Genomic DNA, 17,020 nt, shown 5'->3' with positions numbered 1-17,020 from the left:
CATGATAGTGGTTCTGGGCATGGCTATTCTGGGCGCGATTCTGGGCGCGTTGACAGCACGCAAACGTAACGGAAGCGGTGCGGATATGGCGCAATACGCTGCGGGCTACGGCATTGCCTTTGCGTTGGTCGGGCTGGTGATTTCACTGGTCATTGTCCGTCTGGTATAGAACGATGTTCCTGCCCTTCTTCGAAAACCTCCGAAACGCTGGCATTCCCGTATCTCTGCGCGAGTACCTGACGTTTCTGGAAGGGATGAAAAAGGGCTTGGCGACATACGATGTCGAGGCGTTTTACTATCTCGCCCGCGTTTCGATGGTGAAAGACGAGCGCAACATCGACAAGTTCGACCGTGCCTTTGCCGCCAGTTTCGAAGGGTTGGGTGGAATCAGTTTCGATCAAGTACTCGAGGCGGTCGATATTCCTGCCGAGTGGCTTGCAAAGATGGCCGAAAAGCACCTGTCGGATGAAGAAAAAGCCGAGATCGAGGCGCTTGGTGGCTTTGAGAAGCTGATGGAGACGCTACGCGAGCGCCTCAAGGACCAACAGGGTCGCCATCAGGGCGGTAACAAGTGGATCGGCACCGCGGGCACCTCACCTTTCGGCGCCTATGGCTACAACCCCGAAGGCGTACGCATCGGCCAGAAAGAAAGCCGCCATCAGCGTGCCGTAAAGGTCTGGGACAAGCGCGAATTCAAGAACTTAGATGACACTGTTGAACTAGGCACCCGGAACATCAAGGTTGCCTTGAAACGCCTGCGCCGCTGGGCGCGTGAAGGTGCAGCGGAAGAGCTTGATCTGGATGGAACGATCAGGGCTACGGCTGAACACGGATATCTGGATGTCAAAACCCGACCCGAACGACACAACGCCGTCAAAGTGCTTTTGTTTCTGGACGTGGGCGGATCGATGGACCCGCATATCAAGGTCGTCGAAGAACTGTTCTCAGCGGCCCGAACCGAATTCAAACATCTGGAATACTACTACTTCCACAATTGCCTCTATGAAGGCGTCTGGCGCGACAATCGCCGCCGCTGGGATCAGCAAACTCCGACGCACGAGGTCTTGCGCACATACGGGCCGGACTACAAATGCATCTTTGTCGGCGATGCCTCGATGAGTCCCTACGAGATCGCTTATCCCGGCGGTGCAAATGAGCATTGGAATCAGGAATCTGGCCAAGTCTGGCTGGGCCGTGCACGCGAACAGTGGACATCGAACCTGTGGATCAATCCAGTGCCAGAGAAGTATTGGGAATATACCCATTCGATCGGTATGATCCGTGAGATATTCGAAGATCGCATGGTACCCATGACGCTGGCGGGTTTGGAACAAGGTATGCGGGAACTGACGCGCTAGCCACCGTCGGAGTCCTGGTTGACTCAGAAACCGGAAACAATAGGCCTAGTTTTCAGAGATATTCGCGTCAAAAGCACCACCAAAGAAACAATCTCGGCAAAATTCCCTGCCTCTCTCGAATTCGTGATATACGACAAAGGGATTGAAGCTGGGGGGCTGAGATGACCATTTCAAAACTACGAAATATCCTGACATCTGTTTTGACCATTACAGCGTTCGCAATTGCATCGGGTGCGACCGCGACATTGGTACTTTCCCCTGACGCCGCTTATGCCAAGAATGATAATGGCAATGGAAAGGGCCGCGGCGGCGGCAAAGGTAATTCTGGAAAAAGCAACGACGGCAACAAAGGCAAGGGAAAGTCCGGAAAAGGCAACGACGGCAACAAAGGCGGCGAAAAGGGAAAATCCGGCAAAGCTAAGGGTTCCAAAAGCGCGGGTAAAGATGCCGGCAAGGCCAACTCCAAAACGCACCGCGTGGAAAAGGCTTTCGGGTTTAACAAGAAGCAAAAGGCAAAACACCACCGGTCAGCCAAAACCTCTGCTAAAGCTAAGGGACGGAACGGCAAGGTACAAAAGACCACACTGGCGGGCTTTGGAAGAGAGTTTAAACGCGATGTCGAGCAACTATTTGGCAAGCGTTCGCCGGTAAAAACCAAGTCAAGCGCGAACCGGGTAAAGAAATCGTACCGCAAGGCCTCGGTTGCTCCTGTTGAGTATTCCCCGCGACCTGTTGCTCGCACAGATTATAAATCCAAGCACTATGACAATAAGAAGCCCGGCAAGCGTCGCTATCGCGACCCGCTTGTTGCAGCGATCACCGATCCCTATGGCTCGGACAAGCTGCGTAACCTGAATGCGTCTAAGGCAGCGGCCCCGGCGTTCCGCAATGCTTCACCCAACAGCAATGTCGGCAAGATCGCGACCTACCAGGCGGCGGCGGAAACCTATTACGACTTACGCGGTGACCTCTATGAGGCGCGCCGTGAACTGCGTGATCTGAACGAAGACTACGATGGCCGCAGCAGCGAAGATATCGCCGATGATATCGCCGCGCTTGATCCTGCGGACCCGGACTATGATGACAAGCTGAGTGCGCTTGAGGATGAGCTGCGAGACGCTGAAACCTACGAGGAGGCGCGCGACGATCTGCGCGCGGATCTGAGGGATCTGAAATACGAAACCCGCGACGCGTTGCAAGATGCGGAGGCTGCCTTTTATGACGCTTCGAGAGGGCGTACATTGACCAAGGCGACGCTGGGCGAGTTCCACGGCAATCTCGATCTGCCACAGCCAAACCACCGGCACAAGGACTGGGCAACGATCCAGCCGGTGCCTTACGATCCTGACGGCTACCGCTATTCGGATGATAAGAAGTTCTATGATGAAACCGACTATCGACTGCGATACGACAAGCCATATTCCGATCGCAAGAAGGACCGCTACCGCTATTACCGCGACCCGCTTGTTGCAGCGATCACCGATCCCTATGGCTCGGACAAGCTGCGTAACCTGAATGCGTCTAAGGCAGCGGCCCCGGCGTTCCGCAATGCTTCACCCAACAGCAATGTCGGCAAAATCGCGACCTACCAGGCGGCGGCGGAAACCTATTACGACTTACGCGGTGACCTCTATGAGGCGCGCCGTGAACTGCGTGATCTGAACGAAGACTACGATGGCCGCAGCAGCGAAGACATCGCCGATGATATCGCCGCACTTGATCCTGCGGACCCGGACTATGATGACAAGCTGAGTGCGCTTGAGGATGAGCTGCGCGATGCTGAAACCTACGAGGAGGCGCGCGACGCTCTGCGCGCGGATGTGAGGGACCTGAGAGTTGATGCTCTGGTCGCAGAAAAGGAAGCTGAACGCGCATTTTTTGAGGCTTCGAAGGGCGAGGTCTTAACCAAGCAGTCCCTTGCCGAGTTTCATTCGAACCTGCACCTGCCCTCGCCAGGCAGGTAAGGCTGGATTGAGCCGCATAACTGATCGGGCGTGAAGGGCGAGTTACCGCTTGCCTCCTCGGGGTGGGCCGCCCATATCTAACTCATGCTTCGCTTAACACCCATCCTGCTGGCCATAGCCTATGCCGTTGTGATGTACCGGATATCCGTCTGGCGCACGCATCGTGAGTTGGATGCGAAGTCCACCGAACTGGCCGATCCTGCGCTAAAACGCATGACGGACCGGCTGGCTGCAGCCTTGGAAATTGATCGAGTCCCAGTCTACATCTACGAAATCGATCCGGTGAACGGGCTGGCCGCGCCGGACGGGCGCATTTTCATCACTCGCGGTTTTTATCGCAAATTTGGCAACGGCGAAGTATCAGCGGAAGAAATGGCAAGCGTAATCGCGCATGAATTGGGCCATGTCGCCCTTGGCCACGCCCGGCGGCGGATGATTGATTTCTCGGGTCAAAACGCCCTGCGTGCTGCGCTGATGATGCTATTGAACCGCTTCATCCCGTTCATTGGAGCCTGGATTGCAAATATGCTGACTCATTTGCTGGCCTCCCGCCTGTCGCGGAGTGATGAATATGAGGCGGATGAATATGCGGCTGCGCTTTTGACAAAAGCCGGGATCGGGATTGGTCCACAGAAGTCTTTGTTCCACAAGCTTGAGGATCTGACACAGCAGCGCGCGGGCGTTGTGCCCGCTTGGTTGATGAGTCATCCAAAGACGGATGAGCGGATCGCAGCTCTGGAAGTACTTGAACAAAAGTGGGGCGTGGGAGTTTAGGATAGGAGCGAAGGGCCAGCCCCTCGCGCTCCCCGAGATTTTTTTGGCCAGATGAATGGGATCCCGAATTAAGTACTCAGGGCTTTGCCAAGGCGCGGCAGGCGGGCTTTTTTCATTAAGCTGCGCAAGGTCCATTGAGCACCGGATAGCCGGTTGGCTTCAGCAAGGACCGCTTTGGAAACCTGCGTCATGCCTTCGGGGTCGGACAGCCAGAGTTCATGCAGCAGCCCGTCCGGATCGCGCCGCTCAAGCCCTTCGTCGGCCAAAATATTCTTGGGAAAGTCCTTGGCATTGACGGTGACAATGACATCTGCCGAGCTTGTGACCGCCGTTGCGAGAACGTGGATGTCGGCGGCATCCGGCAACCATAGGCGCTGTTCAACACCGAGGTTGGCGGGTTGCTCGGCATTTGGCCAATGGGCCTGAACCAGCGCGATTTCGGCGCGCGCCTGCGCCTCTCCCTCGGGGCCGAGTTTGCGGGCGGCACGGGCCCATTCTTCGAGGATACGTGCAGACCAGACGGGTGTGAAATAGTTAAGCCTCGCAGCGCCCAACAGCATCTCTCGCATCACCGTGGGATAGATGACGCAGGTATCAAGAACCGCCTTCACAGACGGTAAAACACGGCTTTGAGGTAGCCGCTTTCTGCCAGCTGCGGCAGTTGTGGATGGTCCGGCCCGGCAAAGCCAGTTCGGATCAGTTGGGCCTGTCGTCCTGCCCGTCCGATCCCACGGGATGAGGCATCGCGGAAGCGGCCCAGATCAGCGGCATGAGAACAGGAGCAGAGGCCAAGATACCCGCCCGGTTTGACCAGCGGAGCCGCCAGACGTGCGGTACGCTCATAGGCGCGCAAACCTGCATCCAACGCCTGTTTCGAAGGTGCAAAAGCCGGGGGATCACAGATGACGACGTCGAACAACGCGCCCTCTTCGCCGAGTTTGGTCAGTATATCAAAGGCGTCGCCTTGTCGGGTCTGGAAACGGGCAGAAAATCCTGAGGCTTCTGCGCCCTTCGCCGCCAGTTCGAGCGCCGCTGCCGAGCCGTCAACGGACAATGCCTGTGCTGCGCCGCCCGCCAGCATGGCCAGACCAAAGCCTCCGACGTGGCTGAATACATCCAGCACCTGCGCCTCGGGGTGAACCAACTTGGCGGCAAACGCGTGATTGGGGCGTTGGTCATAGAACAGGCCGGTTTTCTGCCCACCAGTCAGGTCAGCCATGTAGGTTGCGCCATTCATTGGCACCGGCAGAGGCTTATCGGGCGCGGTGCCGCGCAAGGTCAGATTGGTGTCGTCCAACCCCTCGAGCACACGCGTGCGCCCTGAGGCGTTCTTCAGCACTGTGTCGACCCCGGTCACCTTGACTAGCGCGTCGGTCAGAGATTCAAGATGTGCCTCAGCCCAGACTGCGTTGGGTTGGATCACGCAGGCGTCGCCGAACCGGTCGATGATCACCCCAGGAAACCCATCCGCCTCGGCATGGATCAGGCGGTAGTACGGCGCATCGAACAGTCGCTCGCGCATCTCAAGCGCGCGGCGCAGACGGGTTTCAAACCAGTCCGCATCCAACTGCGCGCCGATATCGCGATCAAGTACCCGGCACATGATCTTCGAGACCGGATTCACCGCGACCAGAGCGATTGGCGCGCGCTTCTCGTCTTCCAGCACAGCCAAGGACCCCGGCCCGATTTTGCGGGTCCGGCGGTCGGTGACGATGTCATTGGCATAGACCCAGGGAAACCCGTGGCGCAGGCCACGCGCATTGGCCTTGGGTTTCAAACGGATACGGGGGCGGTCAGCTACGGGTGTCATGGCGCCCTCATAATCGTGAATGCACGGGGGTGAAAGCCCCGTTAACGATTGCGCTTGCGCCAGCCGCCACGACGCTTGGGGGCTTGGGCCGCCTGCAAACCCTCGGTCAGGACCTGCGTCATCGGATGATCAGCAGCCTGTTCCGAATAGACTGCGTGCAGGTTGGTCAAGGCCTGATTTTGATCAAGCTCTCCGGGCAGGCTCAGCGCCCAATCCAGAAAGATGCTGCGACACTCGGGCAAGGTGATGCCTTCAATGCGATACGCCTCGCGGATCAGGCCTTTGTGGTCATTCGGATCATCACTGCGTGCCATCTTCAACCCTTCCGACAACTGCGCCAATCAACGAGGCCGCAGTGCTGTAATTGTCTTGCAACGCGGATTGCAGCTGTTCGACCTGATCGAACCCGGTCGCCCGACACAGAAAGGCCGTACCGCCTTCACCGATCTTGTCGGCCTCGATCACCTTTCCCGACAGCAGACGCGCCGCACATTGCACCGACCAGCATAAATCGTAACAACCCTTCAGGGTTTGCGCCTGTGCGACATCCAGCAGCCCGACAGCGACCGCCCCGTCCAGACCCGAATGGACATCGCGCTGGGGGAATCCGGCCAGCAATGCGCCCGTCTCTGCCATCAGCTCGATATCCATCATGCGGCCCGGCCCATTCTTTGCGTCCCAAACGCCCGCTGGTGCTTTGGCTGCGGCCAGTCTTTCGCGCATCTCGGCGACTTCTTTCAGCACCTTCTGGCGGTCGCGCGTTTGCGACAGGAAATCGGCGCGGAAGCTTTCGATATCCTCGGCCAGACCGGCGTCGCCTGCGACCACATGGGCGCGGGTCAAAGCAAGGTGTTCCCACACCCAGGCCTCATTCTGCTGATAGTTGGTGAAGCTGACCCAGCTTGTAGCCACCGGCCCCTGATTGCCCGACGGGCGCAGACGCATGTCGACCTCATAAAGCCGTCCCTGCGACATTGGCGCGCTGAGCGCCGTGATCAGAGCCTGGGTGAAACGAGCGTAGTATGTCCGCGTTGCCAGCGGGCGAGGGCCATCGGACATGTCCTGATCCTGAGGATCGTAGATGACAATCATGTCCAGATCGGATTGCGAGTTGATGCGCCCTGCCCCAAGTGACCCCATGCCCAAAACCGCAGCGCCGCGCCCCGGCACCGGTCCATGCTTTTTGGAGAACTGGTCGACAACGCAGGGCAGAACCGCCGCAATCACGGCCTGCGCCAGTTCGGCATATTGCTGCCCGGCCTGCGCCCCATCGATCAGTCCGCGCAGATGATGCACACCGATGCGAAAGTGCCACTCCTTGCACCAGCGACGTGCGAAATCGAGCTGTGTTTCATAGTCGCTTTCCTCTGCCAAGGCCTGCGTCAAGTCCAACTGCAAGGTCGCCTGCCCGGGCCAATCGCTGAAGAAACTGCCACCAATCACCGCATCAAAAACCGAGGCGTTGCGCGACAGATGGGTGGCGAGCGCATGTGACGTCCCAACGATATCGACCAGCAGATCAATCAGATGCGGGTTCGCTTCGAACAGGGAAAACAGCTGCACCCCAGCGGGTAATCCTGCCAAAAACCCATCCAGCGCCAGCAATGCTTCGTCGGGTTTCGCAGTTTTCGCCAATCGCGCTAAAAGTTCCGGTCTGAGCCGCTCGAATATCCGTGCACCACGCTGCGATCGAAGCGCCGGGTAAGTCGGCCAACGGGCCAGCACACCCTTGTCAAACTCAACCTCCTGAAGCGGCACGGGTGCCGCGCCTGGTCCAGGGGCGAAGAACCCTTCGGTCAGTTCGTGCACTTCGGTCAGGCGGCGGGTCAGTTCGGCGGTCAATTCGGCGCTGCTGATCCCCATCAAGCACGCGACCCGTTCGAAACCGTCCTCTGAATTTGGCACCTTATGGGTCTGCGCGTCATGCACCATCTGGATTCGATGCTCGACCTCGCGGTGGGCACGGTAATGATCGGTCAGCTTCTCGGCGACATCTTCGGGCACCCAGCCTTTTGAGGCCAGCGCCGCCAGACCGGGAACGGTGCCCCGGACGCGAAGGTCTGGATCACGTCCGCCCGCGATCAATTGACGGGTCTGAGTAAAAAACTCGATCTCTCGAATACCGCCCTGCCCCAGCTTCATATCGTGGCCGGGAATCGAGAGACTTCCGCCCGTTCCCTTGTTCTCGCGAATGCGCAAGCGCATGTCATGGGCGTCTTGAATGGCGGCAAAATCCAGATGCCGCCGCCAGACGAACGGGCGCAATGCATCGAGGAATCTTTGACCTGCCGCGATGTCCCCGGCGCAGGGGCGTGCCTTGATATAGGCCGCGCGTTCCCACGTGCGCCCAAGGCTTTCATAGTAGCGCTCAGCCGCTTCCATCGCCAGACACACAGGCGTCACCGCCGGGTCGGGGCGCAATCGCAGATCGGTGCGGAACACATAGCCATCCGCCGTCTTGTCGCTAAGCGTGGCACAGAAATTCCGCGTGGCGCGCACCATGCCCTGTCGCGCTTCGTAGAAATCATCGGGATCAAAGCGGGTTTCGTCGAACAGCACGATCAGATCGATATCTGAGCTATAATTCAGCTCATACGCGCCCATTTTGCCCATCGCCAGAATGACCATTCCGGCAGCGGTATCGACATCATCTTCGGTCATACCCGGCAGCTTGCCGCGCCGGATCAGCGCAGCAATTTCGGCCTTCGCTGCCACATCTGCGGCCAAAGCGCCAAAGTCGGTCAGCGCGGCGGTTACCTTTTCCAACGGCCACGCACCTGCCAGATCGGCCAGCGCCGTCAGCAAGGCCATGCGCCTCTTCGCTTGCCGCAAACCGGGTTTCAACTGATCCGATGGCAGCGCGCGCGCCGCGTCCATCACTTCCGACAATGCCTGGTCCGGTTGCTGCAACGCTTGTGGCAACCAGTCCCTTTCTTGGTCAATCAACCCTTTCAGGTAGGGGCTAGAGCCCGCAGTTCCCGCGATCAACTCCCCCTGCTCGGCAGTCAAATCGGGCAGCGCCGCGCGTGTTTCGTCACCCAGATCGGTATGAAAAGCGCGCGGCAAGCGGTTGATAACAAGAGACTGGCTCATGACCGTTCCAGTGGTGTGTCCTGGCTGAAACTGTTGATCCAGACATCGTGACGCCGCTCCCACAGGGATGAGATCAGCATCGCCTCCCATTCCTGTGCTTCGGGTCGCAGATAATCTGCCCTGTATGAGAGTAAAACCAAATCCGCCGATAAAACGCGCAACCTGGTATCGCTGAGTTCATATTGCGCCATCGTAGGCGCATCGGCGAACTGGCCAACATGATCGTCGCGATTGGCAAAACCCGTTGGATACACGCCCAGAAAATCGGGGCTCAGCAGCGCCCGGTCGGCCTGTGCATTGCCTTCGACCAGCGCAGTCCATACCTGTTTTTCCAGCGAGAGGATCTGATCCAGTGACGGTGGGCTGGTGTTTTCAATATCTTCCATTTGCCTATGACTTGTGACGGCCGAAAATCAGATGCGGCCAGCGCACATGATCGGACAGAGTTGGCTTAGCCCTGTCCGATTGAACAGCAGAAAGGGCCGAATGTCCAAATCGTTATAGCCACTGATCCACTGGCGGCAAATCGAAAGTGAACGGATTTTCAATCCCCTGCCCGGCCAAATCCCACTCATCATAGTGCTCGTCTTCACGAAGCCGCAGAAACACCGCCTCAAGCTGATCGTTCAAACTCACCAACTCGTCCCAGGCGTCACCCATATGAGCCTGAAACATCGCCAGTTGTTGGAACAAACCATCTGGCAAAGGGCCAAATTCCACACTCCCCAGATCGCGAGCTGGGAAATACATATCCTCTTCAAACTCAAAGTAGCGCGACATTCCGTCGTTAAAGTCAATTTGGCCATCGAACGAGACCGCAGCAAATACTTCATAAAGACCGGTCTCATTCATTTCGAGCTCGAACGACACCTCGAAACTAAGTGCAAAATCAGAAATTCCGTTTTGGTGAAGCTTGCCTGCGATCTCGACGACCTCGTAATAGCCGTATGACGCCAAAACCAGATCGCCATTTGTATCGAACCCATGCACATCGAACATCTCCCCCTGTTCGCTGGCTATAGACAGATGCTGAAACTGTGCTGCCTGACCAATGTGAACGCCCTCAAATCCAAAGGCGGACCGGGCCTCATAAGAAACAGGTATGTCCGTTCCATGCATGCTTATGGTTTCAAGCGCGACTTGCTGTGTATGGTACAGCTCGGAAATGAGCGTGGCGCTTCCGCGTGTCGCGATCTCGTGGTTCACCATCCAAAGATTGAACTCAACCTCGTGAGACCCAGCACCTTGATACGCGCTGACCGTGCTGTCGATCACCCCGTCCCAAAACCCGCGCAATTCGATATCCGGCAGATCTTCTTTCCCTTCGAGATCATGGGGATCGAGGTTCAAAAAAGGCAAATCGACTTGATCAATCGAACTAGATACGCCGCCTTGCGAAGCTAGGCCTGGTTCGGTCGACAAGATGAAACTCTCCTCTGACCCGAACGGCCAATGAGTTGTGTTCACAACATTCATTTCAGCGACCTCCCTTGATTGCTCCTCGGAAAACTATGTATGCAGCCATTGCGCAAACCCTATGGAAGGGTTTGATTATTAAGCGTTCTTAATGAAACGTTTAACCGATGGGCTGCGTCGCTCGGCCTGAAATACTGAGACGCAAATCCGCCTTACCCCGCTGATTGATTCGCCCGGTCAGACGCTGGATTCGGAAAAATGTAAATCTTTTTCACATACCCCCTTGCAACCACCTATCCCCCCTCCCATCTTGGTAATGTGAAAAGCATTTACATCCTAACTGGAGAGAGCACATGACCGCATTGTCCGACCACGCCGTTCCCCAAAATCCGGGATGGCTGCACCGAAGCGAAGCCTGGCTTGATAGCAAGGGAAAAGGCGCCTGGATCGCCGCAATGGTCCTTGGCTTTATCTTCTTCTGGCCCATCGGCCTGGCCTTTCTTGCCTATATGATCTGGAGCAAACGCATGTTCAGCAAATCCTGCAGCCGCCGTTCGTCGTGGAACAGCCACATGAGCGCCATGAAACCTTCGGGCAACAGCGCGTTCGACGCCTACAAGGCCGACACACTGGCGCGTTTGGAGCGTGAACAGAAAGACTTTGAGGCGTTCCTGCACCGCCTGCGTGAAGCCAAGGACAAGGCCGAGTTCGACGAGTTCATGGATGAACGCGCCCGCGATAATCGTGATGACGAAAACGGCGAACAACCTGCCTAATCGTGGCTTGCCCTGTCCCGGCCATCGGGACAGGGTGTTACCGTACAAGACCCGGACCACAGTATATGTCTCATCTGCCTGACCCTGACAGCCAACCCGAATTCTATCAGTCCGTAGCGACCAAGCGCTTTTTTGCGTGGCTGTTCGATATCGCCTTTATCTCATTGCTCTGCACGGTTGCGATCCTGCTGACCTTTGGCATGGGCTTCTTCATTCTGGCGCTGATCTACGCCGTCATCAGCTTTGTCTATCGCGTCGTCACCATCGCCAACGGCTCGGCCACACTGGGGATGCGGTTCATGGGGATCGAGCTGCGTGACGCGTTTGGCGCCCGGATGGATACGGGCAAAGCCATTGCACATACGGCAGGTTACTTTGTCAGCATGGCGATCCCGGTACTACAGATCATTTCGGTCATCATGATGATGACCAGCGCCCGCTGTCAGGGCCTGACCGATGCCTTCCTCGGCACCGTGATGATCAACCAGCGCGCCTAAAAACACCTGAGTGAAACACTTGGCTGCGCCAAAAACCGTTGCTATCATCGGTTCCGAGGAAATGCGGGACCTTCATGCGACACACGCTGCCAATTGCGCCACAATTCTATGTGACGGCACCCCAGCCCTGCCCTTACCTTGAGGGCAGGATGGAGCGCAAACTGTTCACCGCCCTACAGGGGGAAGGTGCGGATCAATTGAACAATTGCCTTTCGCAACAAGGATTTCGCCGCTCGCAGAACGTTCTGTATCGCCCGTCCTGCACCGACTGCGCCGCCTGTCTGTCTGCCCGTATCGATGTGTCAGCCTTTCAGCCAAGCAAAAGCCAAAAACGGGCCCACAAGCGCAATTCCTACTTGATCCGACGTGCAACATCGCCCTGGGCAACGGATGAGCAGTTCGACCTGTTCCGTCGGTATCTGGACGCGCGCCATGCGGATGGCGGCATGGCCGATATGGATGTCTTCGAATTCGCCGCGATGATCGAGGAAACCCCGATCCGCAGCCGAGTCGTAGAATATGCCGATCCCGAAACCGGCGAGCTGATCGCCGTCAGTTTGACCGATGTACTGGATGACGGGCTGAGCATGGTTTACTCATTCTACGATCCAGAGTTCCAGCAAAGCTCGCTGGGCACTTACATGATTCTCGACCATATCGAGATCGCGCGCGAGGCTGGGTTGCCCTATATTTATCTGGGCTATTGGGTGCCCGGCAGCCCCAAGATGGGGTACAAGGCCAAATTCGCGGGCTTGCAGGTCTATATGCAGGGTGAATGGCAGCGAATTAAAAATCCCGAGCAGTGTGACCATACGGCCCACCACCCCCTATCGTCGGCCCCGATTGCCGAGCAGGTGGCCAACATCCAACTGCCTGACCGCCACCCCACCAAAGGTTAATCTATCATGCGTCAGAGCCTTCATGCGGTGACGCTGGTCGTCCCGGATTATGACGCAGCGATCGCGTTCTACACCAAAGTGCTGTGCTTTACTCTGACGCAGGATATTGATCTGGGCGATGGTAAACGCTGGGTGCGGATCACGCCTCCGGGCTCGGATGGTGCTTCGTTGTTGCTGGCCAAGGCGGTGGGCGCGGAACAGATCGCATCGGTCGGCAATCAAACCGGTGGGCGCGTTGGCTTTTTCCTCGAAACAGATGATTTCTACCGCGATCACGCGGCGATGCTGGAAGCAGGCGTAGGATTTGAAGAGCGCCCGCGCCATGAACCCTATGGAATTGTCGCCGTCTGGCGGGATCCTTTCGGAAATCGTTGGGATTTGATCGAATTTTCAGCACCTGTATCGACAAAATAAATACATTTTTTTCATCACGTTAAACTACCTTCCGCCATGCTGCGCCCAATTGTTAAGCAATCTTAATCGACCTTCCCCCACCCGTGCGATTGAAAGTTGACGCTAGGTCACCAAATTAGCCGCACTTCTAAACGTCCAGCCCAAACCTGAAACCCGCAGCTCAATCAGACGCTGACCGGGCTGGCTTTATTGTCGCTACGGCAGGCCTCCCACCCTGTCGCAGAGGTTCTGAAGGAGGGGGAAAATGACATATGCCGCACGCCGACTGGTTTCGGCCACGCTGACGACCCAGATTCTGGTCGCGCTCGCCTTGGGCTCGATCTTTGGTCTGGTCTTGAACTATCTCGATATCGCTGCGCTCAACGCAACACTTGTGCAGGGTGTGCTGTCCATGTTTGGGCAAATGTTCCTTAATGCACTTCAAATGCTTGTTGTGCCGCTGGTTGTGTTCTCATTGCTGTGCGGCGTTGTCGGCATTGGCGATGTCAAATTGCTGGGCCGTGTCGGAGGGCTGACCTTCGTCACCTATCTGGCCACCACGGCCTTGGCCGTGACAACTGCCTTGATCTTTGCGGGCCTCATTGGGCCGGGCACCGGATTCACGAGCCTGCATCTGGCCGGTGATAGCGTAAGCGTCGCCGACCCGCAGACCACTTGGGAAATACTGGCGAACATCATCCCAAAGAACCCGATCAACGCTCTGGCCAATGGTGAGATGCTGCAGATCATCTTCTACGTGATGGTCGTTGGTATTGCAGTGCTAATGATGGGCAGCCGCGCCAAGGCCTTTGTGGAAGGCTGCGAGTTCATGAATGAACTGGCGATGAAGATCGTCAATATCGTCATGGCCTTCGCCCCCATCGGCGTCTTCAGCCTGATTGCCAAAACCTTTGCGATGGAGGGCTTTGGCCTGTTCGGACCGGTGATCGGCTATCTGACCACGATCAGCCTGACGCTGGTATTCCATCTGTGTGTCACGTTGATGGCGCTGCTGTATTTTACGACCGGGCTGAGCCCTCGGGTATTCCTGCGCAAGATGCGCTCGGCGCAGGTGTTTGCGTTCTCGACCTCAAGCTCGAACGCGACAATTCCGGCCAGCTTACAATGCGTGACTCAGAGAGTCGGCGTTGACCGTTCCGTGGCGTCATTCGGTATTCCCCTAGGGGCGACGATTAACATGGATGGCACCGCAATCATGCATGGAGTGGCGACCGTTTTTCTGGCTAATGCCTATGGCATTGATCTGGGGCTAAGCGGTTATCTGACCGTGATTTCAATCTCGGTTCTGGCCTCAATCGGCACGGCAGGTGTGCCCGGTGTGGGGATAGTGATGCTGGCGATGGTTCTGAACCAGTTGGGTATGCCGCTGGAAGGCATCGGCATCATTCTGGCCGTCGACCGGATCCTCGATATGATGCGGACGGTTGTGAATGTCACTGGCGATGCGGTGGTGACCACCATTGTCGGGCAAAAGGTCGGCAAGCTGGACAAGGCCACGTTCGACAATCCCAATGCCGGACTTGTCGAGACCACAGACCTTGCAATCGATCATGCCACTGAAGCGGAGTTCGAAAGGCTGACACACCCACAGCCGAATTCCTGAAAAACAAACGGAGGCCCTAATGGGCCTCCGTATTCGTCAGTCTAAGCGACAGATCAGTTCGGGATCAGGTCAGGAACGATGGTTACAATCGACGGGAAGAACCACAGGATTGCGATGCCCACAACCTGAATGATCACGAACGGTATGATGCCGCGATAGATGTGGCCAGTGGTGACCTCTTTCGGTGCAACGCCCCTGAGGTAGAACAGCGCAAACCCGAACGGCGGCGTCAGGAACGAGGTCTGCAGGTTCACCGCCACCATGATCGTCACCCATTTCGGATCAAACGATCCGCCATAGATCACCGGCCCAACGATCGGGATCACGATGTAGATGATCTCAAGGAAATCCAGCACAAAGCCAAGAATGAACAGCACCAGCATCACGATCAGGAAGACCGTGAATTCATTATCAAAGCTGCGCAGGAACTGCTGTATATAGTGCTCTCCACCAAAGGAAATCACCACCAGGTTCAGCAGTTGCGATCCGATCAGGATGGTGAAGACCATCGACGTCACCTTCGCTGTCTCACGCACCACCGGTGTCAGAACCCCGCTTGAGAACAGCACCCAGCAGCCGTAGATCAAGCCGAACAGCGCATAGAGGTAGGCCGAATAGGCGATGATGAACGCGATCCAGCTTTCAACCGAAACATTGCCCTGATTGATGCGCAGATCAAAGTTCACTCCCATCACCAGTGCGATGATCACTGCGAAGGTTGACCAGATGATCACTTTGCCCGACCGGTTCTGATCCTGAAGTTTCCGATAGGCCGCTAGCATGATCGCTCCACCCGCCCCCAGTGCCGCAGCCGGCGTAGGGTTGGTGACACCGCCAAGGATCGAACCCAACACCGCGATGATCAGCACCAGCGGTGGGAAGACCACACGGATCAGATCATTGGTCGCGCAACGGGCGGCAGCTTCTTTGCACCCATGCATTGCGAGCGCAAAAGGTATGGCGAGTATCAGGAACGTAGCCCCGGACGAAGTCGTTGGCGCGATCAGCAACACGTCGACCAACAGCATCAGCAACAGGCCAATCGCTCCGACGATCAGAGGCTGCGGCGCTTGCGACGGTGCGATTCCGCGACCCAGTACCAGTGTCAGACCCAGCAGTACCACAATCACGGCGACACCGTTGCCAATTGGCGCTGCAGCGGCGATCTTGGCCTCTTGCGCAGCAGCCAGTTCCTCTTCGCTCAGACGCTGCGCTTCGGACGAACCACCTGCTTCGTCAATCGCTTCCTGCTCGGCCACGGCCTGATCCCAGGCTGATTGCCCATGCAGTTCGATCATCGAAGCCTTACATTCTTCGGACACGTTCGTGCGCAGCGAGGCGCCCTGCCCGATATCCGTAAATGCCGAGACCGAGATGTTCTGGCTGCCAATCACTCCCGCGCTTCCCAGAAGCACCGCGCCAACAATCAGAGCAACCGGAGCGCCCAGCAGCCAGGTCAGCCCTTCCGAGCGCGTGATGGTTTCACCCGAGCCTCCCGACAATTCAACAGCCGGGGCCTTTTCCGGGTTCAACAGCGCATAGCCAAAGGCATAGAGCGCATAGAGCAGCGCCAACATGATCCCTGGCAGCAGCGCCGCCTGGAACAGTGTACCCACCGAAACAACTGCAGGCTCGCCCAGATAGGTCAGCGCGTCGGTGCACCCGGCCTCAACCGCGCGCGTTTCCTGCGCGGTCGAATAGAGGTCACCAGCCAGTGTACCTAGCAGAACGATCACGATGGAGGGTGGAATGATCTGCCCCAACGTACCCGAGGCCGCGATCACACCTGTCGCCAATTCCGGCGAATAGTTGTTCCGCAGCATGGTCGGCAGGGCCAACAGTCCCATGGTAACAACGGTCGCGCCGACGATTCCGGTCGAGGCAGCAAGGAACGCGCCCACGACCACAATCGAGACCGCAAGGCCACCGGGCAGCGGGCCAAAGACGCGCGCCATCGTGGTCAGCAGGTCGTTTGCAATTTTTGAACGCTCCAGCGTGATGCCCATCAGAACGAACATCAGCACCGCCAGCAGCGTCTCGATCGACTGCCCGGCCAGAACACGTTCGTTCATGCGGTTCACGATGAAGGAAACATTCCGGTCCAGCGCGGTTTCCCAGCCTTGTACAAAGACCGGCTCGGCGATCCTTGGCAAATCCGGGTATCGGAACACGGATATCACATCAGGTTTGACGCCAGAATTCACCACGTCGCGGTAGGCTTGCGAGCCGGTGTCGATCGCCTGGTGGATCAACAGTCCGGCACTATCCAATGCAGCGATAATCCCGAACGAAATCACCCCGGCCCCACCGATGGCAAAGGCCACGGGGAAACCCGAAAGAATGCCTCCGAAGAGGCAGAAAAATACGATAATGAGGCCTATCTCGACGCCATCAAGTCCGAATAGCATTGTCTGGT

16 protein-coding genes are annotated in these 17,020 nt (G+C 57.2%); 9 read left to right on the top strand and 7 right to left on the bottom strand.

From position 1 onward, the window contains the following. Position 1 precedes the first annotated feature (1 nt). The 4 genes from ACRZ96_RS01180 to ACRZ96_RS01165 all read left to right on the top strand — a co-directional run bounded on the left by ACRZ96_RS01180 (position 2) and on the right by ACRZ96_RS01165 (position 4,096). Entirely contained in the window at positions 2-169 is a 168-nt protein-coding gene (locus tag ACRZ96_RS01180; protein WP_170396648.1) for a hypothetical protein, read from the top strand. A 4-nt stretch (positions 170-173) separates the two neighbouring features. Then, positions 174-1,358, top strand: a complete 1,185-nt coding sequence (locus tag ACRZ96_RS01175; protein WP_480814158.1) for a vWA domain-containing protein — start codon at positions 174-176, stop codon at positions 1,356-1,358. 161 nt (positions 1,359-1,519) lie between these two features. Next, entirely contained in the window at positions 1,520-3,322 is a 1,803-nt protein-coding gene (locus ACRZ96_RS01170) for a hypothetical protein (protein WP_480814157.1), read from the top strand. 84 nt (positions 3,323-3,406) lie between these two features. Continuing rightward, positions 3,407-4,096, top strand: coding sequence for a M48 family metallopeptidase (locus ACRZ96_RS01165; RefSeq protein ID WP_170396642.1), 690 nt, complete (start codon positions 3,407-3,409; stop codon positions 4,094-4,096). 68 nt (positions 4,097-4,164) lie between these two features. Here the strand turns inward: ACRZ96_RS01165 and ACRZ96_RS01160 are convergent, their stop codons facing one another. From ACRZ96_RS01160 to ACRZ96_RS01135, 6 genes are all read right to left on the bottom strand, one after another. Then, on the bottom strand, positions 4,165-4,707 hold the full coding sequence (locus ACRZ96_RS01160) for an RSP_2648 family PIN domain-containing protein (RefSeq protein WP_223117920.1): 543 nt from the start codon (positions 4,705-4,707) through the stop codon (positions 4,165-4,167). Then, positions 4,704-5,906: an RSP_2647 family RNA methyltransferase gene (locus tag ACRZ96_RS01155; protein ID WP_170635195.1), complete on the bottom strand. Its 1,203-nt coding sequence runs from the start codon at positions 5,904-5,906 to the stop codon at positions 4,704-4,706. The genes ACRZ96_RS01160 and ACRZ96_RS01155 overlap by 4 nt, the downstream gene beginning before the upstream one ends. Before the next feature lie 41 nt (positions 5,907-5,947). Continuing rightward, positions 5,948-6,220, bottom strand: coding sequence for a hypothetical protein (locus ACRZ96_RS01150; RefSeq protein ID WP_170396636.1), 273 nt, complete (start codon positions 6,218-6,220; stop codon positions 5,948-5,950). Next, a complete protein-coding gene (locus tag ACRZ96_RS01145) occupies positions 6,207-8,999 on the bottom strand; it encodes a [protein-PII] uridylyltransferase family protein (protein WP_480705075.1) in 2,793 nt (930 codons plus the stop codon). Before ACRZ96_RS01145 ends, ACRZ96_RS01150 begins: the two co-directional genes overlap by 14 nt. Next, positions 8,996-9,385 (bottom strand): DUF4440 domain-containing protein, encoded by a 390-nt coding sequence (locus ACRZ96_RS01140; protein WP_480705077.1) that lies wholly within the window; start codon positions 9,383-9,385, stop codon positions 8,996-8,998. Before ACRZ96_RS01140 ends, ACRZ96_RS01145 begins: the two co-directional genes overlap by 4 nt. 112 nt (positions 9,386-9,497) lie before the next feature. Further along, positions 9,498-10,421, bottom strand: a complete 924-nt coding sequence (locus ACRZ96_RS01135) for a hypothetical protein (RefSeq protein ID WP_480814156.1) — start codon at positions 10,419-10,421, stop codon at positions 9,498-9,500. A 347-nt stretch (positions 10,422-10,768) separates the two neighbouring features. Between ACRZ96_RS01135 and ACRZ96_RS01130 the strand changes: the two genes are divergently transcribed. From ACRZ96_RS01130 to ACRZ96_RS01110, 5 genes are all read left to right on the top strand, one after another. Further along, entirely contained in the window at positions 10,769-11,191 is a 423-nt protein-coding gene (locus tag ACRZ96_RS01130) for a DUF2852 domain-containing protein (protein ID WP_170396606.1), read from the top strand. Between the two features lie 65 nt (positions 11,192-11,256). Beyond that, positions 11,257-11,688, top strand: a complete 432-nt coding sequence (locus tag ACRZ96_RS01125; RefSeq protein ID WP_170396604.1) for an RDD family protein — start codon at positions 11,257-11,259, stop codon at positions 11,686-11,688. Between the two features lie 74 nt (positions 11,689-11,762). After that, on the top strand, positions 11,763-12,587 hold the full coding sequence (locus ACRZ96_RS01120; RefSeq protein WP_170396602.1) for an arginyltransferase: 825 nt from the start codon (positions 11,763-11,765) through the stop codon (positions 12,585-12,587). Positions 12,588-12,593: 6 nt separating this feature from the next. Continuing rightward, the gene (locus ACRZ96_RS01115) at positions 12,594-13,001 is read left to right on the top strand and encodes a VOC family protein (RefSeq protein WP_170396600.1); all 408 of its coding nucleotides are present in this window, start codon (positions 12,594-12,596) and stop codon (positions 12,999-13,001) included. 244 nt (positions 13,002-13,245) lie between these two features. Then, positions 13,246-14,604 carry a dicarboxylate/amino acid:cation symporter gene (locus ACRZ96_RS01110; RefSeq protein ID WP_480585317.1) on the top strand — a complete coding sequence of 453 codons (1,359 nt, stop codon included), beginning with the start codon at positions 13,246-13,248 and terminating at the stop codon, positions 14,602-14,604. Between the two features lie 53 nt (positions 14,605-14,657). Here ACRZ96_RS01110 and ACRZ96_RS01105 read toward each other — a convergent pair whose 3' ends face one another. Continuing rightward, positions 14,658-17,012 carry a TRAP transporter large permease subunit gene (locus ACRZ96_RS01105; RefSeq protein ID WP_170396596.1) on the bottom strand — a complete coding sequence of 785 codons (2,355 nt, stop codon included), beginning with the start codon at positions 17,010-17,012 and terminating at the stop codon, positions 14,658-14,660. Positions 17,013-17,020 lie beyond the last annotated feature (8 nt).

The organism is Ruegeria sp. CF1 (assembly GCF_056537445.1).
The sequence above is the reverse complement of the archived record's forward strand: the minus strand, read 5'-3'. Positions and strand labels throughout refer to the sequence as shown.